The sequence below is a fragment of the Bradyrhizobium campsiandrae genome (assembly GCF_014529705.1).
Taxonomy (GTDB): domain Bacteria; phylum Pseudomonadota; class Alphaproteobacteria; order Rhizobiales; family Xanthobacteraceae; genus Bradyrhizobium; species Bradyrhizobium campsiandrae.
On record NZ_JAANIH010000018.1, the window covers coordinates 24,626 to 51,361 of the forward strand.

Annotated in this window: 20 protein-coding genes; 6 read left to right on the forward strand and 14 right to left on the reverse strand. The window is 64.2% G+C overall.

Going from position 1 to position 26,736, the window contains the following annotated elements; translation table 11 throughout:
* Positions 1–104 precede the first annotated feature (104 nt).
* The 7 genes from G8O24_RS45165 to G8O24_RS15510 form a co-directional block, all read right to left on the reverse strand.
* Complete coding sequence (locus G8O24_RS45165) at positions 105–2,078, reverse strand: acetyl/propionyl/methylcrotonyl-CoA carboxylase subunit alpha (RefSeq protein WP_188100641.1); 1,974 nt, start codon at positions 2,076–2,078, stop codon at positions 105–107.
* On the reverse strand, positions 2,075–3,691 hold the full coding sequence (locus tag G8O24_RS15485; protein WP_188100643.1) for an acyl-CoA carboxylase subunit beta: 1,617 nt from the start codon (positions 3,689–3,691) through the stop codon (positions 2,075–2,077). The genes G8O24_RS45165 and G8O24_RS15485 overlap by 4 nt, the downstream gene beginning before the upstream one ends.
* A gap of 114 nt (positions 3,692–3,805) precedes the next feature.
* On the reverse strand, positions 3,806–4,672 hold the full coding sequence (locus G8O24_RS15490) for a beta-keto acid cleavage family enzyme (protein ID WP_188100645.1): 867 nt from the start codon (positions 4,670–4,672) through the stop codon (positions 3,806–3,808).
* Between the two features lie 199 nt (positions 4,673–4,871).
* The gene (locus G8O24_RS15495; RefSeq protein ID WP_188100647.1) at positions 4,872–5,672 is read right to left on the reverse strand and encodes a helix-turn-helix domain-containing protein; all 801 of its coding nucleotides are present in this window, start codon (positions 5,670–5,672) and stop codon (positions 4,872–4,874) included.
* Positions 5,673–5,850: 178 nt separating this feature from the next.
* Positions 5,851–6,507, reverse strand: a complete 657-nt coding sequence (locus G8O24_RS15500; protein ID WP_188100648.1) for a glutathione S-transferase family protein — start codon at positions 6,505–6,507, stop codon at positions 5,851–5,853.
* A complete protein-coding gene (locus tag G8O24_RS15505) occupies positions 6,507–7,670 on the reverse strand; it encodes an acyl-CoA dehydrogenase family protein (protein ID WP_188100650.1) in 1,164 nt (387 codons plus the stop codon). Before G8O24_RS15505 ends, G8O24_RS15500 begins: the two co-directional genes overlap by 1 nt.
* A 12-nt stretch (positions 7,671–7,682) precedes the next feature.
* Positions 7,683–8,819 carry an acyl-CoA dehydrogenase family protein gene (locus G8O24_RS15510; protein WP_188100789.1) on the reverse strand — a complete coding sequence of 379 codons (1,137 nt, stop codon included), beginning with the start codon at positions 8,817–8,819 and terminating at the stop codon, positions 7,683–7,685.
* A 265-nt stretch (positions 8,820–9,084) separates the two neighbouring features.
* Between G8O24_RS15510 and G8O24_RS15515 the strand changes: the two genes are divergently transcribed.
* Both G8O24_RS15515 and G8O24_RS15520 read left to right on the forward strand, forming a co-directional pair.
* Positions 9,085–10,635, forward strand: coding sequence for an acyl-CoA synthetase (locus tag G8O24_RS15515; protein ID WP_188100652.1), 1,551 nt, complete (start codon positions 9,085–9,087; stop codon positions 10,633–10,635).
* A 76-nt stretch (positions 10,636–10,711) separates the two neighbouring features.
* Positions 10,712–11,932: an ABC transporter substrate-binding protein gene (locus G8O24_RS15520; protein WP_188100654.1), complete on the forward strand. Its 1,221-nt coding sequence runs from the start codon at positions 10,712–10,714 to the stop codon at positions 11,930–11,932.
* 72 nt (positions 11,933–12,004) lie between these two features.
* On the opposite strand, the gene G8O24_RS15525 is transcribed toward G8O24_RS15520, so the two are convergent.
* The gene (locus G8O24_RS15525; RefSeq protein ID WP_188100656.1) at positions 12,005–12,775 is read right to left on the reverse strand and encodes a helix-turn-helix domain-containing protein; all 771 of its coding nucleotides are present in this window, start codon (positions 12,773–12,775) and stop codon (positions 12,005–12,007) included.
* Positions 12,776–12,961: 186 nt separating this feature from the next.
* On the opposite strand from G8O24_RS15525, the gene G8O24_RS15530 reads away from it, so the two are divergent.
* The 4 genes from G8O24_RS15530 (at position 12,962) to G8O24_RS15545 (ending at position 19,226) form a co-directional block, all read left to right on the forward strand.
* Positions 12,962–15,235, forward strand: coding sequence for a marine proteobacterial sortase target protein (locus G8O24_RS15530; protein WP_188100658.1), 2,274 nt, complete (start codon positions 12,962–12,964; stop codon positions 15,233–15,235).
* A 96-nt stretch (positions 15,236–15,331) separates the two neighbouring features.
* Positions 15,332–15,901 carry a class GN sortase gene (locus G8O24_RS15535; RefSeq protein ID WP_188100660.1) on the forward strand — a complete coding sequence of 190 codons (570 nt, stop codon included), beginning with the start codon at positions 15,332–15,334 and terminating at the stop codon, positions 15,899–15,901.
* A gap of 126 nt (positions 15,902–16,027) precedes the next feature.
* Positions 16,028–18,247 (forward strand): acetate--CoA ligase family protein, encoded by a 2,220-nt coding sequence (locus tag G8O24_RS15540; protein WP_188100662.1) that lies wholly within the window; start codon positions 16,028–16,030, stop codon positions 18,245–18,247.
* 148 nt (positions 18,248–18,395) lie between these two features.
* Positions 18,396–19,226, forward strand: a complete 831-nt coding sequence (locus G8O24_RS15545; RefSeq protein ID WP_188100664.1) for an MlaD family protein — start codon at positions 18,396–18,398, stop codon at positions 19,224–19,226.
* 3 nt (positions 19,227–19,229) lie between these two features.
* Here the strand turns inward: G8O24_RS15545 and G8O24_RS15550 are convergent, their stop codons facing one another.
* The 6 genes from G8O24_RS15550 to urtD form a co-directional block, all read right to left on the reverse strand.
* Positions 19,230–22,091: an autotransporter outer membrane beta-barrel domain-containing protein gene (locus tag G8O24_RS15550; RefSeq protein WP_191093210.1), complete on the reverse strand. Its 2,862-nt coding sequence runs from the start codon at positions 22,089–22,091 to the stop codon at positions 19,230–19,232.
* Between the two features lie 232 nt (positions 22,092–22,323).
* The gene (locus G8O24_RS15555) at positions 22,324–23,364 is read right to left on the reverse strand and encodes an aliphatic amidase (protein ID WP_188100668.1); all 1,041 of its coding nucleotides are present in this window, start codon (positions 23,362–23,364) and stop codon (positions 22,324–22,326) included.
* A 45-nt stretch (positions 23,365–23,409) separates the two neighbouring features.
* Positions 23,410–23,787, reverse strand: a complete 378-nt coding sequence (locus G8O24_RS15560) for an FmdB family zinc ribbon protein (RefSeq protein WP_188100670.1) — start codon at positions 23,785–23,787, stop codon at positions 23,410–23,412.
* A gap of 175 nt (positions 23,788–23,962) precedes the next feature.
* On the reverse strand, positions 23,963–25,192 hold the full coding sequence (gene fmdA / locus G8O24_RS15565) for a formamidase (protein WP_024336981.1): 1,230 nt from the start codon (positions 25,190–25,192) through the stop codon (positions 23,963–23,965).
* Between the two features lie 24 nt (positions 25,193–25,216).
* The gene (gene urtE / locus G8O24_RS15570; protein ID WP_188100672.1) at positions 25,217–25,906 is read right to left on the reverse strand and encodes an urea ABC transporter ATP-binding subunit UrtE; all 690 of its coding nucleotides are present in this window, start codon (positions 25,904–25,906) and stop codon (positions 25,217–25,219) included.
* Positions 25,907–25,918: 12 nt separating this feature from the next.
* Positions 25,919–26,674 (reverse strand): urea ABC transporter ATP-binding protein UrtD, encoded by a 756-nt coding sequence (urtD, locus tag G8O24_RS15575; RefSeq protein WP_188100674.1) that lies wholly within the window; start codon positions 26,672–26,674, stop codon positions 25,919–25,921.
* Positions 26,675–26,736: the final 62 nt, after the last annotated feature.

The window sequence follows — 26,736 nt, forward strand, 5'->3', positions numbered from 1 at the left end:
ATGACGAGGCCGAGTGGCAAAGCAGAGCAGCTCGAAATCGATGGAAAGTCGTGGGCCACGGCGCTTTGCGCCTTCGCTCACTCGACGAGACCGCTTTCGCGGCGCTACGTCCCGATCTCCGCCACGATCCTGCCCGTCGTCACCTGCTCGCCCTCCGCCACATCGATCGCGACGACGACGCCGTCGATGCCAGCCTTGTGGACGTGCTCCATCTTCATCGCCTCCAAGGTCAGCAGCGGCTGGCCAGCGGTGACCAGATCGCCCGGCTTGACCAGGACAGCGACGACCCGGCCATTCATCGCGGCACGGACCTTGCCGTCGCCGCCATTGCTTGCTGCGGCTTTCGGTGCGGCGAGGGTGAGATCGATGATCGCAAGCGGAATGCCACGATGCTGGACATGGAGCCGGTCGCCGTCGCGCAGGAATTTTGCGTTGTCCATCACGCCGTCATGGCGAAAGCGAATGGCGTCGGCCTCAAGCTGCTCGATGTCGAAACTGTCCTGGCGACCATCAGCCGCGACAGTGTAGCTGCCATCGCGCTCGCGGATGATTTCGAGCTCGCGCGTGTGACCGGCAATCTCGATCTTCGCAGGCAGCGGGAACGTTGCCGACAGGCTACGGCCGCTCCGCCAGGCCGGCGCGCGCGGGTTGGTGACGTAGAGCAGCAGGCCCGCCAGCGCCGTATCGAATGCGACATTCGACGACGACGCCAGCAATTGGTCGCGATGCGCGCCGATGAAGGCCGTCGTTGCCTCGCCCCTGGCAAAGCCGGGATGGCGCAGGCACGACAGCAGGAACGCCTGGTTGGTGGTGACGCCGAGCGCTGTGAGCTGCTCCAGGCCGACGATCAGTCGTCCCCTCGCCTCCTCGCGCGTGGCGCCATGGCTGATGATCTTGGCGATCATCGAATCGTAGAATGGCGGGATCTCCGAGCCCGATTGCAGCGCGTGCTCGACTCGAACGCCCTCGGGCACCTGCCAGCGCGCCATGCGGCCGGACTGCGGCATGAAGTCCTGCGCGGCATCTTCCGAGCAGAGCCGTACCTCGATGGCATGGCCCGAAAAGCGGATGTCCTGCTGCTTGACCGGCAACGGCTCGCCGCGCGCGATGCGCAATTGCAGCTCGACGAGATCGAGACCGGTGATCGCCTCGGTGACGGGATGCTCGACCTGGAGGCGCGTGTTCATCTCCATGAAGTAGAATTCGCCGCTGGCATCGAGCAGGAATTCCAGCGTGCCCGCGCCCTCGTAGCGCAGCGCCTTCACCGCCGCGACGGCGACCTCGCCCATTTTCGTCCTCAGCTCCGGCGTCACCGCTGGTGACGGCGCCTCCTCGATCAGCTTCTGATGCCGCCGCTGCACCGAGCAATCGCGCTCGCCGAGATGGATGGCGTTGCCGTTGATATCGCCGAACACCTGGATCTCGATGTGCCGGGGATTCTGGATGGCGCGCTCGAGAATCACGGTGGGATCGCCGAATGCCGCTTTCGCCTCCGAGCGTGCGCTGCGGAGGGCATCGGGAAACGATGCCGCATCGGTCACGAGCCGCATGCCGCGACCACCGCCGCCCGCGACGGCCTTGATCATCACGGGGAAGCCGATCTTTCTCGCTTCAGCGAGCATGACCTCGTCGCCCTGGTCGGCGCCTTGGTAGCCTGGCACGACAGGCACGCCGGCCTTCTTCATGATCTCCTTGGCGCCGGCCTTGTTGCCCATCGCCTCGATCGCCTGCGGCGACGGGCCGATGAAGACGAGGCCGGCATCCTTGCAGGCCCGCGCGAAATCCTCGTTCTCGGCGAGGAAGCCGTAACCGGGATGCACGGCATCCGCGCCGCTGGCCTTGGCGGCGGCAATGATCGCCGACATGTTGAGATAGGATTGCGCCGGCAGCGCTTCGCCGATGCGGACGGCCTGGTCGGCCTGCTTGACGTGGAGCGCATCGCGGTCCGCATCCGAATAGACCGCGACGACGCCGAGGCCGAGCTGCCGCGCGCTGCGCATCACGCGCAGGGCAATCTCGCCGCGATTGGCGACCAGGACCTTGAAGAACGGCCGGTGCTGCACTGATCCGTTCCTCATGGGCGGGCGACCGAGAATTGCATGCGCTGGGGCGTCCGTGCATCGCCCTCGCGGCAGATTGCGAGCGCCTCCGACAGTACCGCGCGGGTGTCGCGCGGATCGATCACGCCGTCATCGAGCACGCGGGCGCTGGTCGAAAACACGTCCATCTGGCCGTCGAACACGCCGATGATCTGGGCCTTCATGGCATCGAGCTTTTCCTTTTCGACCGGCTTGCCGCGGCGGGCGGCAGCAGCTTCGGTCACGATCGCCATGGTCTCTGCGGCCTGCTCGCCGCCCATCACGGCGGTCTTGGCGTTGGGCCAGGAGAAGCAGAAGCGCGGATGGAAGCCGCGGCCGCACATGCCGTAATTGCCGGCGCCGAACGAGGCGCCGCAATAGAGGGTGATCTGCGGCACCATCGCCGAGGTCACCGCCTGGATCATCTTGGAGCCGTGCTTGATCATGCCGGCTTCTTCATAGGCTTTGCCGACCATGTAGCCGGTGGTGTTGTTGAGATAGAGGATCGGCGTGCGGGTCTGGCAGCAGGCTTGGATGAAATGCGTGGCCTTGTTGGCGCCGGCAGGGTCGAGCGGGCCGTTATTGGTGATGATGCCGATGGCCTGGCCCTCGACGCGGGCATGGCCGCAGACGGTGGCAGGGCCGTAATTCGGCGCCATCTCGGTGAAGTCGGAATCATCGACGATGCGCGCGATCACCTGCTTCATGTCGACCGGGCGCTTATGGTCCATCGGCATGATGCCGAGCAGTTCGTCCTGATCGTAGCGCGGCGGCTTGAACTCGGACATCGCCTTGCCAGGCCGCTCCCATTGCAGCGCCGCCATGATCTCGCGCGCGATGCGCAACGCGTCGCGATCGTCTTCGGCGAGGTAGTCGCCGAGGCCGGAGATTTGCGTATGCATCTCGGCGCCGCCGAGCTCTTCCTCCGTCGCGATCTCGCCGGTTGCAGCTTTCAGCAGCGGCGGCCCGGCGAGGAAGGCTCGGGTGCGACCGCGGACCATGACGATGTAGTCGGAGAGACCGGTCTGATAGGCGCCGCCGGCGGTGGACGAGCCATGCGTGACGGTGACGACCGGCAGGCCTGCCGCCGAGAGTCGTGCCAGATTGCGAAAGATATTGCCGCCGCGGATAAAATCCTCGACGCGGTAGCGCAGGAGATTGGCGCCGGCGCTTTCGACGAGCTGGACATAAGGCAGCTTGTTCTCCAGCGCGAGCTCCTGCACCCGCAAGGTCTTGTCGAGGCCATAGGGCTGAAGCGCGCCGGCATCGATGCCGGAATCGCTGGCGCTGACCATGCAGCGGATGCCCGAGACGAAGCCGATGCCGGCGATGACGCCGCCGCCCGGCACGCTCTTGCTCGCATCCGGCACGTCGAACATGTAGCCGGCGAGCGTCGACAGCTCGACGAAGGGCGCGCCGGGATCGAGCACCAGCGCGACGCGCTCGCGCGGCAATAGCTGCCCCCGCTTGTGAAAGCGATCCTTCGCCGCCGCCGACGCTACGCGCGTGCGCTCTTCCAGCGCGCGCATGCGGTCGATCAGGCCAAGCATGCCATCGCGGTTGGCCTGGTAGGCGGCACTGCTGGGGGAAATGGTGTTTTCGAGAATGGACATGACTTTATCCTACCCGTCATTGCGAGGAGCGAAGCGACGAAGCAATCCAGAGATGTATCTGCGGAGACAGTCTGGATTGCTTCGCTTCGCTCGCAATGACGGCTGGGGCTACATTCAGCGATTCGTCCCAAAGATCTTCCGCGCCTCCGATGGGCTCGCGATTTCGCGGCCGGCGCGCCGGGCGCAGGCGGCGATGGCCTCGATCAGCTGGCCGTTCGAGGTCACCTTCCTGCCGTCGGCGAGATAGAAGGCGTCCTCGAGGCCGGTGCGCAAGTGACCCCCGAGCTCGGCGCAGCGCTGGTGCAGCGGCCAAATCTCTTCGCGGCCGATCGCGGTGACCTGCCAATGTGCTTCGGGCCGCTTCAGCTTGAGCAGGATCGGCAGCAACTCGGGATCGGCGGGCATGCCGGAGGCGACGCCCATCACGAAATTATACTCGAGCGGCCCTTTGTACATGCCGACCTGGTGGTACATGCCGACGCAACGCACGATACCGACGTCGAAACATTCGAACTCGGGGATGGTGCCGACCGCGTTCATGACGTCGAGATAGTCCTTCACCTTCTCGACCGCGTTGTCGAACATCATCGGCGGCCAGGCCCAACTGTTGTCGGCCTTCACCTTCAGATAGTTCAGCGAGCCGGCGTTGCAGGCGGCGATCTCCGGCTTGGTCTCGCGGATGCAGTCGAGCGCGCCGCTGTAGTTCGGCCCTGACACGCCGGAGGTGTGGTTGATGATGACGCCGGGGCAGGCTTGCCGGATCGCCTGCTGGATCTCCCTGCTGACCGCGACCTCCCAGGACGGCAAATGCCCCTTGCCCGGCGCCTGCTGACGCAGATGGATGTGCATGATGGACGCGCCGGCATCGAACGCAGCCTTAGCCTCGCGCGCCATCTGCTCGGGCGTAACAGGCACGTTGTGCTGCTTCGGGTCGGTGAGCACGCCGTTCAGCGCGCAGGTGATGACGGCCTTGTCGCTCATGCCAATGATGTCTCGCAACGTTGAGAATTCAACGCTTGGATCATCTGACGCAGGGCATGCGGCTTCTTGCGCGGAGAAGCTGGGAAAAACGACGAATTCGTAGGGTGGGCAAAGGCGCTCTTGCGCCGTGCCCACCATATGCTGCTGATTGAGAGAGATGGTGGGCACGCTTCGCTTTGCCCACCCTACGACACCGAAGCTAGCTCGCCTCCGCCAACCGCACCGTCTCGTTGCTGCGATAGATCGCCAGATCCCGCGAGCCGACGAAGATCGCGCGGGGTTTCAATCCGTAGAAGCGGCGGATCGAATGGCTGAAATGCGTCGAGTCGGGATAGCCAATATCCTGCGCGAGATGGGCGAGGTTGAGGTCCTGGTTGGCAAAGTGCAGCAGATGCCGCGCACGCTTCCAGGCGCGGAAGGAGCGGAAGGAGATGCCGGTCTCCTCCTTGAACAGATGCAGGAAACGCGAGGCGGAGAGGCCTGCTTCCGCCGCGCACGTGTCGGCCGTCACCGGCTCACCCGAAAAGCGCCCGATGCGAGCGACCGCACGCATCACCCGCGGGTCGAGCACGCGGCGCGGCAGCGCCTCGCCAAAGCACATCTCGTCGAACTCGGCCGTGGTGATGTCGCCGTAGCGGCGCTGGCGCAGCAGCGCGTAGGCGGCGAGGATCTTGCGGGCATAGGCGGCGCGGTCCGGTCCCGTCAGCCGCTGGGCCAGGGCCTCGATCACGCCATCCGGCATGCTCTCCGGCTCGAGCGTGACGCTGATCGCAGTGCGGTAATCGCTGGCGATGGAATGCCGCTGGTTCGGCAGGGTGACGAACAATTCGCCGGTGGCGAGAACGTCGTCGATGGTCAGATGCAGGCTGCCCTTCACCGCGACATAGACGTGGCAGCAGCCGGGGGTTCTCTTGCGCGGCCGTCCAAGCAAGCCGGCATAAAACACCCGCTCCGGCGTGATCAGCATCAGATGGTCGGATTCGCGACCGTTATATTCCATGGGGCTCCTCCTCGCGCGGCTCTCTGGCCGCTGCGGATGGAGGTCACCTTAGCGCAAATTTGGGCGCTGTCACGACGCGATAGCGCTGTCATCGCGCGCAAAAGATTACCATTTTCCGGGACGACGATCGGTCGCAACCGGAACCGCGATGAGACCGCAGTCCCATCCTGCGGAATGTTTATGCCCTGACGCGCGGCGCTACATTCTGTTCAATGCCGGCCTTCTGCTCCGCAGCAACGGCGCGCTTGAAACCATCGCGCTGCTGCAGGCGCGCCCAATAGGCTGCGACACCAGGCCCGAAATCCTTGGCGAGACCGATGCTGCTGGCCAGCCGAAGCGCATAGCCGATCACGATGTCGGCGGCGGTGAAGCGGCCGGCGCACAAGGTTTCGGCATTCGCCGTCGCTGCTTCGACCGCGCGCAGCCGTCCCAGAAACCACTTCGCATAGTCGGTGGCGACCTGCGGATTACGGCGCTCCTCCGGCTCGAGCTGGGTGTAGCGGAGCACCAGCGTTTGCGGGAAGGTTAACGTCGCGTCGCTGAAATACATCCAGTTCAGGAACGCGCCATAGGCGGGATCCTCAGGACCGACCATCAGCGGGCTCGGGCCGTATTTGATGCCGAGATAGTGGCAGATGCCCGAGGACTCCGTCATTCTGGTCTCGCCGTCGACCATAAAGGGAATCGTGCCGAGCGGATTGAGCGCGAGGTACTCCTTGGCGAACACCCGCGGCGGGAACGGCAGCATCTTCAGCTCATAGGCCAGCCCCATCTCCTCCAGCATCCAGAGCGGGCGGAACGAGCGCGCGGCGTCGCAGTGATAGAGCGTGATCATCAGGCATTTCCCTTATTCCCCGGCAGCGTGCCCATCATCTTGCACAGCACCATCAGCATGACCTCGTCGGCGCCGCCGCCGATCGAGGTCAGGCGGCTGTCGCGATAGGCGCGGCTGACCGGCGTCTCGTTGGTAAAGCCCATTCCGCCCCAATATTGCAAGCAGGCGTCGGTGAGCTCGCGGCCGAGCCGGCCGGCCTTGAGCTTGGCCATGGTCGCAAGCCTCGTGACGTCCTCGCCGGCAACCAGCTGTTCGGCGGCGCGATAGATCAGCGCGCGCAACAGCTCGACCTCGGTCTGCATCTCCGCGAGCTTGAAGTGGACGACCTGGTTGTCGAGGATCGACTTGCCGAATGCCTTGCGATCGCGCGTGTATGCGATGGTCTCGTTGATGATGTATTCATGCGCCTTGAGGCAGGCGGCCGCCCCCCAGAGCCGCTCTTCCTGAAACTGGATCATCTGGTAGGTGAAGCCCTGGCCCTCCTCGCCGATCCGGTTGCGCTTGGGCACGCGGACATTGTCGAAGAAGATCTGGGCGGTGTCCGACGAGCGCATGCCCATCTTGTCGAGCTTTCGCGCAACCGTGACGCCCTTGCTCTTCATGGGCACGCAGATCAGCGATTTGTTGCGGTGGACGGGACCATCGCCGGTGTTGGCGAGCAGGCAGATCCAGTCGGCCTGGGTGCCGTTGGTGATCCACATCTTGCCGCCGGTGATGAGATAGTCGTCGCCGTCCGAGCGCGCCTGGGTCTTGATCGATGCGACGTCCGAACCCGCGCCGGGCTCGGAGACGCCGATGCAGGCGACGTAATCGCCCGAAATCGAGGGGCTGAGGAATTCGCGCCGCACCTCGTCCGAGCCGAAACGCGCCAGCGCGGGCGTTGCCATATCGGTCTGCACCCCGATCGCCATCGGCACGCCGCCGCAGGTGATCGCACCCAGCTCCTCCGCCATCATCAGGGCATAGGAATAATCGAGGCCGGAGCCGCCGTATGCGACCGGCTTGTTCAGGCCGAGAAAGCCGAGGCCGCCCATTTTCTTGAACAGCGCGTGTGCCGGGAAGATGTCGGCCTTCTCCCAGTCATCGACGTGAGGATTGATCTCATTGGCGATGAATTTCTGCAGGGAGCGGCGGATGTCGTCGTGGTCGGCGGTGAACAGCATTTTGTCCTCTTGTCACAACCCCATCTGCCGCGACGCCAGATCCTTCATGATCTCCTCGGTGCCGCCGCCGATGGCGTTGACCTTGACCTCGCGGTAGATGCGCTCGGCCTTGATGCCGCGCATGAAGCCGGCGCCGCCGAAGATCTGCACGGCTTCCGAGGCGCAGAACGCCATGGTCTGGGTCGCCTGGTTCTTCATCATGCAGATTTCGGCAACCGGGCTCTCGCCCTGCTCCAGCCGCCAGGCCAGCAGTTCCAGCATCGCCTGCGAGGCCGCGACCTTCTGCGCCATGTCGACGATCTTGTGCCTGATGACCTGGTGCTGCGCCAGCGGCTTGCCGAAGGTCTGGCGCTCCTTGGCGTAGGCGATCGCCTCATCGAGGCAGACGCGCGCGAACGCGGTGCAGCCGGCCGCCATGCCCATCCGCTCGCTGTTGAAATTCTGCATGATGATCTTGAAGCCCTGGCCTTCCTCGCCGATCAGGTTCTCGGCCGGCACGCGGCACTCGTCGAAATGCAGCGTTGCTGTGTCGGAGGCCCACCAGCCCATCTTCTTCAGTTTTGTCCTGGACAGGCCGGGCGTATCGCCCTCGATCAGGAGCAGGCTGACGCCGCCGGCGCCCTCGCCGCCGGTACGCACCGCAACGGTCAGATAATCGGCGCGGACCCCTGATGTGATAAAGGTCTTCTCGCCGCTCACGACGTAGTGATTGCCGTCGCGGCGTGCCCGGGTACGGAGGCTCGCGACATCAGACCCGCCGCCGGGCTCGGTAATCGCGAGCGCGGAAATCTTCTCGCCTGAGAGCACCTGAGGCAGCACGCGTGCCTTTACCTCGGGCCGCGCCGCGCGTGCGATCGGCGGCGAACCGATGGTGTGGCTCATCAGGCTGGCGCTGACGCCGCCGGCGCCGGCGCGCGCGAGCTCCTGGCTCGCCACGATCTTCATGAACTGGTCGGCGGCGATCCCGCCATATTCTTCCGGAAATCCGAGCCCCAATAGCCCGATCTCGGCCGCCTTGCGATAGAGCGCGCGCGGAAATTCGCCGGCCTCGTCCCATTCGTGGGCGAACGGCGCAATCTCCTTGTCGACGAATCGGCGCATCACGTCGCGAAAGGCGTCGTGCTCGGCGGTATAGAACGGGCTCTTCATGGCGTGCGCGCCTTGGACGAAACTCTTCTCGTTCCACCATGGCTGGAACATCGGCGCCTCACTTGCGCCGAGTAGCTGGCTGGGGAGCCGCCAACGCGCCGCCGTGTTCTAGCAACTCAACGCAAGACGATTTTCACCCCGCGCAGGCCAACTCCAAACCAAAAAAGACTGCTGCACAAAACTCCGGCTGGCCTCCCAGGGCCATGCCGGGCATGGTGCACAGCAATAAAATTCAGGTGGCTCGAGACCGCCGTGGGAGGGAGTGTTGGCCGTTCGTTATTACGACTGGATCGCTCATCATGCCCGCCGCGCACCTGCCAAGGTCGCGGCCGTGGATCTCGCCAGCGAGCGGCGTTTCACCTATGCAGAGCTCGACTCCCGCGTCTCGCGCCTCGCCTCGTTCTTTCGCCATACGCTGAGAGTTTCGCGCGGCGACCGCGTCGCGGTGCTGGCGCTGAACACGACGGATACGCTGGAGGTGCAGTTCGCCTGCGGACGCCTGGGTGCCGTCTTCGTGCCGCTGAACACCCGCCTCGCCGTTCCCGAGCTCCAATTCATCACCGGCGATTGCGCGCCAAAGGTGATGATCCACGACGCCGATCTGGCCGAGACGGCGCTTGGCGTCGCGAAGCTTTGCAATGTCGCCACCAGCCTGTTGCTCGGCCCCGGCGGCGCCTATGAGGCCGGCATCGCCGCGGCAAAGCCGCTGGAGCGTGCCGAAGACGTCACGCTCGATGATATCTCGACCATCATGTACACGTCGGGCACGACGGGGCATCCGAAGGGCGCGACCATCACCCATGGCATGACGTTCTGGAACTGCGTCAATCTCGGCGGTCCCGCCTGCATCGGCCCATCCTCCGTGCTGCTCACCGTGCTGCCGCTGTTCCATACCGGCGGGCTGAATTGCTACACCAATCCGGTGCTGCATGCCGGCGGCACTGTCATGATCATGCGCGCCTTCGATCCCGGCATTGCGCTCGGCCTGATCGGCGATCCCGCACAAGGAATCAACGTATTCTTCGGCGTGCCCGCGATCTACCAGTTCATGGCGCAACATCCCGCCTTCGCGACCACGGACCTGACCCGGCTGATCGTTTGCGGCGTCGGCGGCGCACCGATGCCGGTACCGCTGTTGAAAGTGTGGGAGGCGCGCGGCGTCGCGCTTCAGCAGGGCTACGGCATGACCGAGACTTCGCCGGCCGTTCTGGTGCTCGATCGCGAGGACGCGGCGCGCAAGGCCGGCTCCGCCGGCAAGCCGGTGCTGCACACCGAGGTGCGCATCGTCCGCCCCGACGGCAGCGATGCCGATGTCGGCGAGCTCGGTGAGCTCTGGGTCAAGGGGCCGAACATCACGCCGGGCTACTGGAATCGGCCGGAGGCGAACAAGACTGCATTCACCGACGGTTGGCTGCACACCGGCGATGCGACGCGCGTCGACGAGGAAGGCTTCTACTACATCGTGGACCGCTGGAAGGACATGTACATTTCCGGCGGCGAGAACGTCTATCCCGCCGAGGTCGAAAACGTCCTGCACCAGCTCAGCGCGATCGCCGAGGCTGCGGTGATCGGCATTCCCGACGCGCAGTGGGGCGAGGTCGGGCTTGCCATCGTCGCGGTCAAGCAAGGCCAGCGGCTGACCGAGGTCGATGTCTTCACGCATTGCGCGGCCAATCTGGCGCGCTTCAAATGTCCGCGCCAGATTCGCTTCGTCGACGCGCTGCCGCGCAACGCGACCGGCAAGATCCACAAGCCGACCTTGCGGAAGGAGTTCTCGATGGCTTCCGAGATCGACAAGAAAGTCGCCAACGCCTGATCAAAGCGTCCCTGTCGCGGGCGCTTTTTGTTTTCGACGTGCGTATTTCACCCCAGAAGAACCGCAAGGAAATTTCATGAACAAGAAACTCTGCCTGCTTGCCGCGGCAACGGCGCTGACACTGCTTTCAACCGAGGGCGTCTATGCGCAGAAGGCTTACGACACCGGGGTCACCGACACCGAGATCAAGATCGGCAATGTCGAGGCCTATTCGGGCCCCGCGTCCGCCTACGGCATCATCGGCAAGACCGAGGAAGCCTATTTCAAGATGATCAACGACCAGGGCGGCATCAACGGCCGCAAGATCAATTTCATCTCCTACGACGACGGCTATTCGCCGCCGAAGACCGTGGAGCAGATCCGCAAGCTGGTCGAGAGCGACGAGGTCTTCCTGGTGTTCAACGCGCTGGGCACGCCGACCCAGACCGCCGTGCAGAAATATCATAACTCCAAGAAGGTGCCGCAGCTGTTCCTCGCCACCGGCGCCAGCAAATGGAACGACCCGAAGAACTTCCCCTGGACCATGGGCTTCCAGCCCAGCTACCGGGTCGAGGCCCGGATCTTCGCAAAATACATTCTGAAGGAGAAGCCGGACGCCAAGGTCGCGATCTTCTATGCCAATGACGATTTCGGCAAGGACTACCTCGCCGGCATCAAGGACATTTTCGGCGACAAGGCCTCGAAGCTGATCGTGGCCGAGGAGAGCTATGAGACCTCGGAGCCCTCGATCGACGCCCACATCGTCAAGCTCAAGGACACCGGCGCCGACGTGTTCGTGAACATCTCGACCCCGAAATTCGCTGCGCAAGCGATCAAGAAGATCGCCGAGCTCGGCTGGAAGCCGATGCATCTGATGACCGACGTCTCCGTGTCGATCGGCGCGGTGATGAAGCCGGCCGGCCTCGAGGCCTCCGAAGGCGTGCTCTCGGCCGGCTATCTCATGGATGCGTCTGATCCGCAGTGGAAGGACAACGAGGGCATGAAGAAGTTCATGGCCTTCATCGAGAAGTACATGCCCGGCGCGAACATATCGGACGCCAATCTGGTCTATGGCTACGCGGCGGCCCAGACCATGGTGCAGGTGCTGAAGCAGGCGGGCGACAACCTCACCCGTGAGAACGTGATGAAGCAGGCCGCCAGCCTGAAGGATTTTGCGCCCGATACGCTGATCCCCGGAATCACGATCAACACCTCGGCCAGCGACTTCGCGCCGATCGAGCAGCTCAAGATGTGGCGGTTCAAGAGCGGCCAATGGGAGCTGTTTGGTCCCATCATCAGCGCCGAGCCGAGCGGCTAGCTCGAGGCGGGCGAGCACGTCCCGAGGCGATAGCGGCCGCAAGGCCGCTATTTTCCTGGCGGCCGAGACGAACTATCCCGGCAGGAAGAGCGCGAACGATTCATCGATCGTGCGGCGCAAATGATCGCGATAGAGCGCGTGGTTTGCATCGCCCGGCGCGACCCGCCCCAGCGACGGCGTCGGGACGTTCTTCAGCGGCACATAGGCGATCGGCGCCGCGACCGGCGTCAATTGCGAGCCGGCACCGGCGCGCAGCGTCGAGATGATGCCATACATCGCGCCGGTCACGGTCGGCCGCGACACCGTGATCACCCGGTGCTGGCCGTGCTTGTTGATGACGAGATAGATGAAGCCGGACTGATGCGGCACGGCGACTTCGCCGGTATGTTCATAGGCCGCATCGGTCCGCTCGCCCTCCCGGAAGACCAGCGAGGAGACCTTCGGCTCCCAGACGATCTCGGTGCGATAGGCGAAGATCGCGTCCTTGTCGCCAAAGGACGGCCGCAGCGTCACATAGACACCCTCGATCCATGTCACCGCACGATGCGAATAGGCGCCGAGGCTGTCTGGGGCGACGTCGTTGCCGGCCGGCGGCGCCGGTGCGACGGGGCTCCTGCGCAAGGACACGCCCAGCGCCTGCTCGAGCCGGACCGTCGTCGCCAGCGTGAACGGGCGGCGGCCGCCCAAAGCCTTCTCCAGCGTCGACAGGCTGAGCTTGGCCTGCTCGGCCAGCGCCTGCCGCGAGATCCGGCGTCTGGCGATCTCCTCGCGGATCGTCTCCGCCACCTGGCGGCTCTGCTCGTCCGAAAGCTGCCCGTCGTTGAGTTTATCCGGCGTCTGCATCGTTAACCCTGCTCCACGGCGGCCATTCTAGCAGGGCGGACAAATCAGCACAAAACCGGACATGGCCACCGAAGCGGCCGCCGGGCAAGGCCATCGGCGGCGGAACATTGCCGATCATTCTGCTCGCGACATCAGGCCCTCCCGACCGATGCTCGGGCCGTCAAACAGCTTTCGGGAGCAGGCCAAATGGACAGTTACGACACGATCGACAGCCACCAACATCCTGACGAGCACCCTTGGCTCGACAGGCTCATCAAGGTCGGGCTGTTCCTTCTGGCGCAAAGCATTGCCGTGCTCCTGGTCAGCTTCGTGGCCCTGCTGGTGAGCTTCGAAACCTCCTGGTCGGCCACGACGGAGCAGGCCAGCCTGCTCCAGCCCGGCGACGCCAGATCCGGCAGCCTGCTGCTGAAGGACGACGGCGCCACGACCGAAGCCATCCGTCTCGGCACCGATGTCGACATCACGGTCTCGGGTCCGACGCTGCGCACGCGCGTCACGCAAATATTCCGCAACCCGACCAGGGATTGGGTCGAGGCGATCTATGTCTATCCGCTGGCGAGTGAGGGTGCGGTCGATACGTTGAAGATGGTGGTCGGCGACCGCGTCATCGTCGGCGCCATCAAGGAGCGTCAGCAGGCACGCGTAATCTACGAGCAGGCGCGCCGCGCCGGACAGAAGGCCGCGCTGACCGAGCAGGAGCGGCCCAACATCTTCACCAACTCGGTCGCCAATATCGGTCCCGGCGAAACCGTGCTGGTGCAGATCGAATATCAGGAGCCGGTGCATCAATCCGGCAACGAATATTCACTGCGCGTGCCGCTCGTCGTCGGACCACGCTACAATCCGGCGCCGATCGTGCAGAGCGTCGACTTCCGCAAGGACGGCTCAGGCTGGGGCACGACCAATTCGGATCCAGTGCCCAATCGCGATCGCATTTCACCGCCGGTGCTCGACCCCGCCAAGAACGCGCCGGTCAATCCGACCCGCATCACGGTGCATCTGACAGCCGGCTTCGCGCTCGGCGAGGTCAAGAGCCATCACCACAATGTCAGGATCGAGAGTCCGGACAGCACGACGCGCGTCGTGACGCTCGCCGACGGCACCGTGCCCGCCGACCGCGACTTTGAGCTAAGCTGGAGGCCAGCCGCTGCTAAGGCGCCGTCTGTCGGCCTGTTCCACGAGCACGTCGGTGATGCCGACTACCTGCTCGCCTTCGTTACGCCGCCGGCCTCTGAGCAAGCCACGCAGAAGCCGCTGCCGCGCGAAGTGGTGTTCGTGATCGACAATTCCGGATCGATGGGCGGCACATCGATCGAGCAGGCCAAGGCAAGCCTCCTCTACGCGCTTGGCCGTCTCCAGCCCGGCGACCGCTTCAACGTGATCCGTTTCGACGACACCATGGACGTGTTGTTTCCGACTTCCGTTCCGGCCGATGCCGCGCACCTCGGTGAAGCGACCTCTTTCGTCAGCGCGTTGCAGGCCCGCGGCGGCACCGAGATGGTGCCCGCGATGCGTGCGGCGCTCACCGACAAGATCGCCGACACCAACATGGTTCGCCAGATCGTGTTCCTGACCGACGGCGCGATCGGCAACGAGCAGCAATTGTTCGAGACCATCGCCGCGATGCGGGGCCGCTCGCGCATCTTCATGGTCGGCATCGGCTCCGCCCCCAACACCTATCTGATGACGCGCGCCGCCGAGCTCGGCCGTGGCGCCTTCACCCATATCGGCTCCGTCGAGCAGGTCGAGGAACGCATGCGCGGCCTGTTCGCCAAGCTGGAGAACCCTGCCGTGACCGGCCTGAGCGCACAATTCAGCGAAGCCAAGGCGGACGTGACGCCCGCAATCATTCCCGACGTCTATCGCGACGAACCACTGGTGCTTGCGGCAAAGCTCGACAGGCTTGCCGGCTCACTGCAGATCAAAGGGCGCGTCGGCGACCGCCCTTGGTCGGTTACGCTGCCACTGCAAAGCGCCGCCGAGGGCAAAGGCCTGTCGAAGCTCTGGGCGAGGCGCAAGATCGGCGATGCCGAGGTGGCGCGGACGCTTCGCGAGACGACGCCGGAGGAGACCGACAAGACCATCCTTGCACTCGCGCTCGACCATCAGATCGTCACACGGCTGACCAGTCTCGTTGCGGTCGACAAGACGCCTGATCGCCCCGAAGGCGAACCGCTCAAGCTCAGCGCGCTGCCGATCAACCTGCCGGCCGGCTGGGACTTCGAGAAGATCTTCGGCGAACGGCCGCAACAGGCGCCGACACAGCTGCGCGAGCGCCGCGCCGATGCGGGCCAGCCTGCGACAAGGCGGCCGGCTCCCGTCGCGCCCGATGCGATCCGCCTGCCAAAGACCGGCACCTCTTCCGAGCTGAAGATGATCGCGGGCCTGATCATGATCGTGCTCGCCCTGTTCCTGTTCGTGTTCAACCGGCGTCAGACCTTGCTCACTGACGCCGCTTGAGGGAGGAGGCCCCCGAACTCCTCTTGCTTGGCGCGCGCGGCTGCCCGTCCCGAAACCAACGGCCGCGCGCGTCTTTTTCTTCCGTCATTGTAGAACATGCCCCGCTTCATCTCTCCCTTTGCTCTTGCGCTCATCGGCGTCGTCCTGTTCGGCGACGGCGCCTATATCCACGCCAAGGCGTGGCTCGCGCAGGTGTTGCTCGAGCGTGCATTCGACCGGAGCATCGCGACCGGCCGGCCGGTCAAGCCGTGGTCCTGGGCCGATACCTGGCCGGTAGCGCGAATCGAGGTGAAGCGGATCGGCGCCAGCGCCATCGTGCTGGACGGCACGAGCGGTCAAGCGCTCGCCTTCGGACCCGGTCATCTCGACCGAACTGCCGATGCGGGCGAGCGCGGCGTTGCCGTCTATGCCGCACATCGCGACACGCATTTTCGCTTCTTGCGCAACGTCTCGATCGGTGACGTCATCGAGATCACCCGCGCGGACGGCAAGCATTTTCGCTATCGCGCGGATGCCTCAAGCGTGGTGCGTTTCGATGCATCCGGCATCGACCCTGCAACGCAAGACCATGAACTGGTGCTGACGACCTGCTGGCCATTCGATGCCGTCACGTCCGGTCCCGAGCGCTATATCCTTCATGCGACGCTGATCGAAGCGCTCGGCTAGGCTTCGAGACACGACCCGTTGCACATTCCGCCATGCGGCATGCAGCGCTGCTGGTTGCCACTCCATGCAACTCGCCATACAACGAAGTGACGCGCCACCAAGAAAAACAACGGGTGAGGTCACACCATGGAAGCTCAGGTCTCTGCTGCATCGGTTCCTGCCCGCCCATGGTCGCCGCCGCCCGATGCCAGTGACGTCGTCAAGGGCATCCATGCCATGCTCCACCCCCACAACATCGTGCTGGTGGGCGCGACCGACAAGCCGGGCAATTACGCCGAGCGCATCTGGAACAATCTGGTCAAATATGGTTTCGAGGGCGGGCTCTATCCCGTCAACGCCAAGCGCGAAAGCATCTGGGGCGTACCCTGCTACAAGGATTTCGCAAGCCTGCCCGAAAAGCCGGATCACGTGCTGGTGCTGGTCCCTGCGCGCTTTGCCGTGCAGGTGATCCGCGACGCGGCTGCCGCCGGCGCACGATCGGCCACCATCGTCACCTCCGGATTCAGCGAGCTGCAGGATGAGGAGAGCCAGAGGCTCGCGGCCGAGTTGCAACGGGCCGTGCGCGAGACCGGCCTTGCCGTCACCGGCCCGAACTGCCTCGGCAATTTGAGCGCCGGCGAAAAGCTGTTCACCAATATCGACGACCGCATCGTCACCATGGAACAGGGCGCGGTGGCGGTCGCCGGGCAATCCGGCGCCATCGTCATGGCGATCCGTCAGGCGCTGGAGGACCGCGGCGTCGGTGTCGGCTACATGGTGACGACAGGCAACGAGGCCGGGCTCGAGACGCCGGACCTGATGCGCTATTTCGCCGAGGATCCCAGCGTCAAGGTGATCGTGGTCTATCTCGAAGGCGTGCGCAACACCAAGGCGTTTCGCGACGCCTGCAAGGCCGCGCGTGCCGCGAGCAAGCCGGTGATCGCACTCAAGCTCGGATCGTCGGAGGGCGGCCGCGCCGCCGCGATGGCGCATACCGGCGCGCTGGCGGGCTCGATCGAGACATTCGATGCGATTGCAACCCGCGAGGGCGTGATCCGCGTGGGCGGCCTCGACGAACTGATCGAGACCACCGAATGCTTCGTCCACGCCGCCGTTCCCAGGGGCGACCGGCTCGCGGCGGTGACGCTTTCAGGCGGCAAGCGCGGCATGCTGATCGACGCCTTCTACGCACAAGACCTGAACTTCGCGCCGCTGAGCCCGCATGTCAGCAGTGAGCTGGGCAAGATGCTCGGGCCGGGTTCGATCGTCGGCAATCCGCTCGACGCCGGTTTTGCCGCGGTGGTCGATCCCTCCGTCTACATGAAGTCGATCAAGCTGATGATCGACGATCCCGAGATCGACATCGTCATCATCGATGCCGAGATGCCGAAAGCGCCGCACGAGCAGCGCGAGCGGAACTTGCGCATCGTCAACGAGATGGCGGGCCGGGCCGCAAAGCCCGTGATCTATATCAGCGCGATGTCGATCGGCTTCACCGAGTTCACCAAGAGCTTGCGCAAGTCGCTGCCGCATCTGGCGGTGATGCAGGGCATGGACCGCGCGGTGACCGCGATCAAATCGCTGCTCGCTTATGCCAGGCTGCGCAAGGAAGTGCCCGACATCGTCTCGAGCTCGAAGCCTGCGGCCCGGGCCGTGCTGGAGAAGACGCTGAAATCGGCGAACGGCGCCGCGCTTGACGAAGTCGCCTCGAAGAAGCTGCTGAAGGCCTACGGCATTCCGACCTCCAAGGAAGCAATCGCGCAGACGGCCGCCGAGGCGATGAAGATCGCCAAGCAGATCGGCTTTCCGGTCGTGGCCAAAGTCGTCAGCGCCGAGATCCTGCACAAATCCGATATCGGGGGCGTGGTGCTGAACCTCAACAGCGCGGCCGAGGTGAAGAAAGCGTTTTCCGACATCACCGCGCGGGTGGCGAAACTGAAGGGCAAGCCGAAGCTCGACGGCATCCTGATCGCGCAGCAGGTCAAGGCGGATCTCGAGCTCGTGGTCGGCGCCTCGCTCGACGCCGAGATGGGACCGGTCGTGCTGTTCGGCACCGGCGGCATCGACATCGAGCTGATGAAGGATGTCGCGCTCGCGGGCGCGCCGCTAGACGAGGCGGAGGCAAAGCTCCTGATCGGCCGCACCAAGGCCGGCATCAAGATGCGCGGCTATCGCGGCAAGCCGGCGCTGCACGAAGCCTCCGCCGTGAAGGCGCTGGTCGGCCTGTCCAACCTGATTGCGGATGCGGGCGACCGAATCGCCTCGATCGACGTCAATCCGTTCCTGATCAATGCCAAGACGGGCGTGGCGGTCGATGCGTTGATCGTCTTGAACAACGCCGCGGCAAAACGCGCAGCTGGCCATTGAGGTCGCGCAAGGCGTATGAACGAAGCGTCGTCCGCCAAGTTTCGCGCGGGCGACGGCAAACGGAGCTGGTTACGCTTCCCTAACCTGCCCTTGCGTACCATTGCGGCTCCTTCCAAATTCGCCGCTTTGGTCGTAAAATCGCATCTATATGGCACGCGCGAGCAATCTGGTGATCGGGACGGCGACGCTGGCGGTGATCGCCGTGGCGTTCGGTGGCGTGCTCGGCGTGCAGAAGTGGCGCACCGTGCAGAGCCGCAGCCAGTTGCGCGTCGTGTTCGAAGGCGGTTCCGCGAGCGGCCTGCGCCGCGGCGGCCCGGTCAATTTCGACGGCGTGCCCGCCGGCCAGATTTTGTCGATCAAGCTGGAGAGCCCGCGCAAGGTCGTGGTCCTGGTGGCGCTCGACAACGCCGCGCCGATCCGCAGGGACACGGTGGCCGGCATCGAGTTTCAGGGCCTCACCGGTGTTGCTGCGGTCTCCCTGATCGGCGGCGCCCCCTCGGCACCGCCGGTGCCGCTGGATGCGGACGGCGTCCCCATCCTGACCGCAGATCTCAGCGATGCAGAATCCATCGTCGACACCCTACATAGCGTCGATCGCACCATCGTCAGCAACGCGCCCGCGATCAAAGAGGGCCTGCGCACATTCGAGGACTACACCGACGACCTCAGGGACAAGGGCGACGAGATCGACGCGGTGATGCTCAAGGTCGACAACGCGTTTGCGGGTTTCGACAATGCCGTCACCAAGATCGAGGGCGTGGTGCCGGGCTTCGTCGACGGCAAGGCCGACGAGCTGTTCGAGAAGGTGAAGGGGCTGCACGAACTCGCCGACAGCATGAAGAAGAAATCGGCAAGCTTCCTTGAGGACACCCGCCGCTCGCTGCTCGATGTCAGCGAAGCCGCCAACAAGATGAGCGGAATACCCACGCCCGCCGCCGCCCCGCGCCCGCCGCGCAAGCCGCCGCAGCCGAAGCGGTAGAACTTACCACGTGTAACGCACCAGGCCCTTGCCGGCGTAGGAGCGCGTGACGTTCGAGAACTCGCCTTCGAAGGTTGCCGAGGCGGACCAGCCATTCATCCAGTTCATCTGCACCGACGCCGTGGTCAGCGCGGAATCGCGCGCCAAGGCCGCGCCGTTCACGACGAAGGCCGAACCCGGCAGCGCCTGGAGCACCGCGCCGACCGTGCGATCCGGGTTGAAATCATGCGCCCAGGCCGCGCGGCCCCGCAGCGTCACCACGCCGCCGACGGCGGCAAAGGACCTGTCGGCACGCAGGCCGAGCTCGGTGCGGGTGCTGGTCACGTCGTTGGCGGCATAGTTGAGCGCGAAGGTGTTGTTGCCGACTACGGCGAATTCGGAATAGCTCGGCAGGCTGAACAGCGTGGCCTGAAGCGCGGCATAGGGTGTCAGCGCAATCCACGGCGTTGCCTGGCGATAGCCGCCTTCAATCCGGCCCGTCACGGCATTGGCATTGAACTGTGCACGCAGCTGATCGGAGCCGGCCGCGGTGACGATGCGGTTGGTGGTGACATCCTGCCAGCCATAAGCGAGCGTCGCGGTGATATAGGCGGGGCCGGCGTTGTGGCGGACGAAGGCGCCGGCCTGAAACAGGTCGGAGTGGCCCCAACCAAGTCCGTTGACGCCAAAGCCGGTGCCGCCACCAGCGAGCGCGAAGCCCGCAACCGTCGACGGCGAGAAGCGATAATCGAGGCCGACCGCCGTGCCATAGACGCTGCTGTTGGTGCTGTTCGAGCCAAGTGCCGCACGACCGTCGGTGGTCTGCGAGCCACCGAAGCCGGCGGCCCACACATCCCAGCGCTGCGCGAACGTCTCCGCAGGCGCCTTTCGATAGATCGACGCAAAGGCATCGCTGGGCCGCTTGCCGACGGCGGCATAGCCGTTCGCGCTCGCCTCTTCGCCATAGGGCATCGCCCCCGCAGTGCCACTGCGTTCCGCGCCGAAGACGTCGGTCAACAGGCTCATGAACAGGTTCATGGCGTTGAACGTCGTCTGCTGCGATCCCGTTGCCGATTCACCCGAGGCCTGCGTCAGCCCGGCGGGCGACAGGTTGGCGAACGCGACCGGAAGGCTGCCGGCGCTGTTGAAATAGCCCGTCAGCACGTTGGCGACGGCCTGCTGGTTGATGTTGAGGCCACCGCCATAGCCGAGCGCAATGTCGAGGTCGACATTGTGGAGGCCATAGCCGAGCGTCGCGTGCAGGTTTGGCGAGAGGCCTGCGACCACGGAATTGAACGTACCGACTCGCGTGCCTGTGGTGAGGATGGTGTAGTGCTTCGCGATCGAGCCGGTCGCCACGACCACGACGGTGGCGCCGCCCAGCGTCGAAGTGCCGGCGACAGCCGCCAGTCCATTGGCGCCGCCGGAGACCTGCACCTGGTAGCTCGACGCCGACGTGAACGAGAGATTACCGGACACGCTGAGCGTTCCTGCCGGATTGCCCGCCGCCAGCGTGCCGCCGTTGACTGCAATCGCACCGACACTGCCGATGCCGCCGAAGGTGCCGCCGGCTGCGACGGTCACGTTGCCGTTGATCGTCCCGGCCAACAGCAGCGTGCCGTCAAGCACGCTCCAGTTCTGATTGCCGGTGCCGGTGATGGTCCAGACTGAGCTGCCGACCTTATTGAAGGTCGAGAAGCCGTCGTACTGCAGGCCGTTGCCGATCCGGTCGAGGTTGAAACTGTCGCTGCCGATGCCGCCGAGCTGGAACGTGTCGCCGCTGGAGGCCATCACTTTGCCGTTGATGACGCTGCCGGGACCGAGCGTGAGGGTGCTGGAACCGCAACTGCAGAGGTCGATGGCCACGGCGCCCGGCGCGCTGGCGTTGATCGTACCCGAGTTGAAGACCCTCGCATCGCCGTTGACACTGATGCCGACACCGCCCGACCCGACGTTGATGGTGCCCGTGTTGACGATCCGATTGGTCGTGCTCAGCGTGTTCACGGCGATGCCCGTGCCGGATGCGCCGACATTGATCGAGCCGCTGTTGGTCACAACGTTGTTGTCGCCGAACACGAACAGGCCCTGGGCGAAATCGGTGCCGGTGATCCGTCCGTTGTTGGTGATCGTGGAGGACTGGCCGCCGAAGGAGATGCCCACTCCGCCCAGCCCGACATCGATGGTCCCGTTCTGGGTGATGGCAGCCCGCACACCCTGCAGCGAAATGCCCGCCGACCCGTTGTTGCCGGTCGTGATCGAACCGCCATTGGTCACCCTGGCATCGTCGCCCTGCACGACAATGCCGACGCCGAAGTCCGCGGCCGTGATGGCGCCGAAATTGCTGACGGTCTGGAATTGCCCCTGCATGAAGATGCCGGCCGAATTCTGCCCGACCGAGATCGTCCCAGTCGCCGCATTGGTGACGGTGTTGGCGTCGTTGATCGCAACGATGCCGCCGGAGGGGCCGGTGGAATTACCGACCGTGATCGAGCCCGCATTGGTCACAATGGCCCCGCCGGCGGCATAGATGCCGGTCGAATTGTCGGCGCCGGTGATCGTGCCGGTTGCGGCATTGGTGATCGTGTCGTTCTGGCCTGCGAAAATGCCCGTGTGCGACGCGCCGGCCGACAGAGCGCCGGCGTTGGTGACGGTGCTGGAATCATTGACGCCGATCGCCGTCACACCGTTGTCGTTGACGGTCGCGCCGGCGAGCACATTGACGGTGAGGCTATTGATGCCGCCGCCGGCCTGAAAGCCGTTCGGGTCGCTGCCACTGCACACGACAGTCTGGCCACTCGAGGCCGGGTCGGGGATACAGGCCGCGCTGGCCGAGGATGCGAAAAGGCTGGCGCCGAGAACGAGCGCGGGAACGCCGGCGAACGCCATGCTGCCGCGCCGGCGTGGTTGACCCTGCCGCCTCGCTAGACCGCCCCTCACGCAAAACTCCCCATTCCCATTCCGCCGGGGAACTTAGGCCATGAGGGGCCCCTGTAGAACTACGGTGCTGCCGAAATCTATCCAACCGGCACGCGAAAAGGGCCGAATCTCGACGTGATGTTGCAACCGAGCCACGGTGGGCCGGGGCGAAAACCTCCTTCGCCGCGTCAACTTCGGCCGGTCAGTAGTTGCTCGGCGCGCCTTCGTTCGGGATGCCATCGATCGGGCATTCGGCGGTGCCAGGCGTCGACCGCGTCATCGCCTCGACCATGTCGCGCGTGCCTTCGGGATCCCTAATCCAGTTCTTGTAGAAATCATATGGGCAGGCCGCGACGCCGCGCGGGCTGTCGCCGGAATTGATCATGCCGGTGTAGCCGCGGTGAACCAGCTTGTAGAGATGGTTCTGCGACTGGCCGTTGCGCCTTGCATCGCGGATCAGGTTTTTCGAAAGCTGGGCGTATTGAATGCCGTAATCCTCTTCGCCGCATTCGCCGAGCGTCCGGCCATCGAAACCGATGATGGCGGAGTGACCGAAGTATGAGTAGACGCCGTCGAAGCCCGCCGCATTGGCGACCGCGACATAGACATTGTTGGCCCACGCCATCGCCTTGGAGATCATGACCTGCTGCTCCTTGGCCGGATACATGTAGCCCTGGCAGCGCACGATCAGTTCGGCGCCCTTCATGGCGCAATCACGCCAGATCTCCGGATAATTGCCGTCGTCGCAGATGATCAGGCTGACCTTGAGGCCCTTCGGCCCTTCGGAGACATAAGTGCAATTGCCGGGATACCAGCCTTCGATCGGCACCCACGGCATGATCTTACGATATTTCTGGACGATCTCGCCCTTGTCGTTCATCAGGATCAAAGTGTTGTAGGGCGCCTTGTGCGGGTGCTCCTCATGGCGTTCGCCGGTCAGCGAGAACACACCCCACACTTTCGCCTTGCGGCAGGCCTCGGCGAAGATCGCGGTCTCCTCGCCCGGCACCATGGACGCCGTCTCGTACATCTCCTTGGAGTCGTACATGATGCCTTGCGTCGAATATTCCGGAAAGATCACGAGGTCCATGCCTGGAAGCCCGACCTTCATGCCGACGATCATCTCGGCGATCTTGCGGGCGTTGTCGAGCACCTCGGCCTTGGTGTGCAGGCGGGGCATCTTGTAGTTGACGACGGCGACGCCGACCGTGTCGTTGCTGCTGGAAATATCGCCGTGAAGCATGGTGAGCGCTCCTGTACTTTGTTTGATTGATGCTGGCGCGTGGAGTTAGTGGCTGATCATCCAGGGCCGCGCGGTGGGAAAGCCCTTGGCGCCGCTTTTTGACTTGGTCATCAGCCGCGTGGGCTTTTTCTTGTCGGCCCCGCTCTTGTCCTTCACGGTCTTGCCCGATGAGCAGCAGCCGCAACCGGGGCCGTGCGAGGCCTTGTATTGCGCCAGCGTCTGCGGCGCGTGCGAGCTGCGCTCGTTGACGGCGTGGGCCTTGCGCTTGTCCGCCGGCATGCAGAAGAAATTCGGCGCGGTCAGGATGACGCGCGGCGCCATCGTCTCGCAGTGCGGACAGCTTTGCGGATCGTCGCATTCCGCCATCGGGCGGAGATCCGTAAACGGACCGCAATCATCACAGAGATATTCATAGACTGGCATCGTGTTGTCCTTCGTGTTCTTAATCCGTCATCCTGAGGCGCTCTAGATGGGGCGCGTGCGCCTCATCTAGAGCCTCGAAGGATGTACGGCCGAGATGCAGCCGGGCCATCGTCCTTCGAGGCTCGCCTTGCCTTGCAAGGCGAGCACCTCAGGATGACGGGGATAGAAAGCACGATCATTTGTCCGGCGAGATCGGCATCTGGATATCGCCGGTGATGTGCTTGATCGGCCCGGCCGCCGACGGCATCACGTCGAAATCGAAGATCTCGGTCGGCAGCCACAGCGTGGCGCAGGCGTTGGGCACGTCGACCACGCCGGAGATGTGGCCCTGGCACGGCGCGGTGCCGAGGATCGAATAGGCCTGGGCGCCGGAATAGCCGAACTTCTTCAGATACTCGATCGCGTTCAAGCAGGCCTGGCGGTAGGCGATGTGGACGTCGAGATAGTGCTGCTTGCCGGCCTCGTCGACCGAGATGCCCTCGAAGATCAGATAGTCCTTGTAGTTCGGCGTGATCGGCGACGGCTTGAAGATCGGGTTCTTGATGCCGTATTTCGACATGCCGTCCTTGATCACCTCGACCTTCAGATGCAGCCAGCCGGCCATCTCGATCGCGCCGCAGAAGGTGATCTCGCCGTCGCCCTGGCTGAAGTGCAGATCGCCCATGGAGAGACCGGCGCCTGGGACGTAGACTGGGAAGTAGATCTTCGAGCCGCGGGAGAGATCCTTGATGTCGCAATTGCCGCCATGCTCGCGCGGCGGCACGGTGCGCGCGCCCTCCGCACCGATCTTGGCCTTGACGTCGCCCTTGGCGCGGCCGCCATGGGCGGTCGCAGCGAACGGCGGATTGGCAAGGCCAGGTACGCGGGTCGGGTTGGTCGAGATCAGCTCGGCCTCGCGCTTATTCCAGGTCTCCAGCATCTTCGGATCGGGCAGACAGCCGATCAGGCCGGGATGGATCAGGCCGGCGAAATTGACGCCGGGCACGTGGCGCGACGAGGTGTAGAGGCCCTTGATGTCCCAGATCGACTTCTGCGCCAGCGGGAAGTGGTCGGTCAGGAAGCCGCCGCCATTCTGCTTTGAGAAGAAGCCGTTGAAACCCCACAGACTCTCCTTCAGCGGGCCGACGTCGAGCAGGTCGACGACGAGCAGATCGCCGGGCTCGGCGCCCTTGACGCCGATCGGGCCGGAGAGGAAGTGCACGATCGAGAGGTCGATGTCACGCACGTCGTCGGCAGAATCGTTGTTCTTGATGAAGCCGCCGGTCCAGTCATAGGTCTCGATGATGAAATCGTCGCCGGGATTGACCCACGCCACGATCGGGATATCGGGGTGCCAGCGGTTGTGCACCATGTCATTTTCGTAAGCCGACTTGGTGAGATCGACCTTGATCAGTGTCTCTGGCATTTAAGAAGCTCCCCTTACTGATGGTTAGACGGACAGATATTTCGAGACCTGCGCGGCATCGACGGCGTCCCGCGGGTCATCGCGCACGATCGCGCCGTTCTCGATGACCAGCACGCGGTCGGCGATATCGAGCGCGAAGCTCAGGACCTGCTCGGACACGACGATCGAGAGGCCCTTTTCATCGCGGATGCGCTTCAGCGTCCGCGCCATGTCCTTGATGATCGATGGCTGGATGCCTTCGGTCGGCTCGTCCAGCAGCAATACCTTCGGCTTGGTCGCAAGCGCGCGGGCGATCGCGAGCTGCTGCTGCTGACCGCCGGAAAGATTGCCGCCACGGCGGCCCTTCATCTCCAGCAACACCGGAAACAGCTCATAAATGTCGCTAGGCACTTCCGATCCGCCGGAGACGACGAGCCCGGTCTCGATGTTCTCCTTCACCGTCATGGTGGAGAAGATCATGCGGCCCTGCGGCACGTAGGCGAGCCCCTTGGCGACGCGCTCATAGCTGGGCAGGCCGACCAGCTCCGATCCGTCCATGTTCACCGAGCCGCTCTTCGTCGGCAGGATGCCCATGAGCGATTTCATCAGCGTGGTCTTGCCCATGCCGTTGCGGCCCATGATCGCAACGATCTCGTTGGGTGCGACCTTGACGTTGAGACCGTGCAGCACCTCGCTTTGGCCGTAGGCGACGTGAAGATCGGAAATTGCCAGCATCGTCACGCCTCCTTAGTGGCCGAGATAGACTTCGATGACCTTGGGATCGTTCTGCACTTTCTCCATCGTCCCCTCGGAGAGGATCTGGCCCTGGTGCAGCACAGTGACCTTGTGCGCGATGTCCTCGACGAACTTCATGTCGTGCTCGATCACCAGCACCGACCGGTTCTTGATGATACGATTGAGGAGTTCGGCGGTCTTGGCGCGCTCGGAGACGCTCATGCCGGCGACCGGCTCGTCCAGCATCAGCAGATCCGGGTCCTGGATCAGCAGCATGCCGATCTCGAGCCACTGCTTCTGGCCGTGGCTGAGCAGATCGGCGCTCATGTTCAGCTTGTCCTTCAGGAAGATCATCTCGGCGACTTCGTGCACGCGGTCGCGCACGGCGGCATCGCGGGTGAAGGTCAGCGCGCCGAACACCGAGCGACCGCGGGGATAGGAAATCTCCAGGTTCTCGAACACCGTGAGATCGTCGTAGATCGACGGGTTCTGGAATTTGCGGCCGACACCGGTCTTGACGATCTCGTTCTCCCTCATCCGCGTCAGCTCCTTGCCGCGGAACTGGATCGATCCCGACGTCGCTTTCGTCTTGCCGCAGATCAGGTCGAGCACGGTGGTCTTGCCGGCGCCATTCGGGCCGATGATGACGCGGATCTCGTTCTCGTCGACGTAGAAGGAGAGATCGTTGACCGCCTTGAACCCATCGAACGACACCGTCAGTCCTTCGACCGCAAGCAGGAATTCCTTGGGCTGATGACCGATGAGCATGATCTATCTCCTCATTGCCAGCGCGGCATCGGCATCGTGATGACCTACGAGCATGATGATCT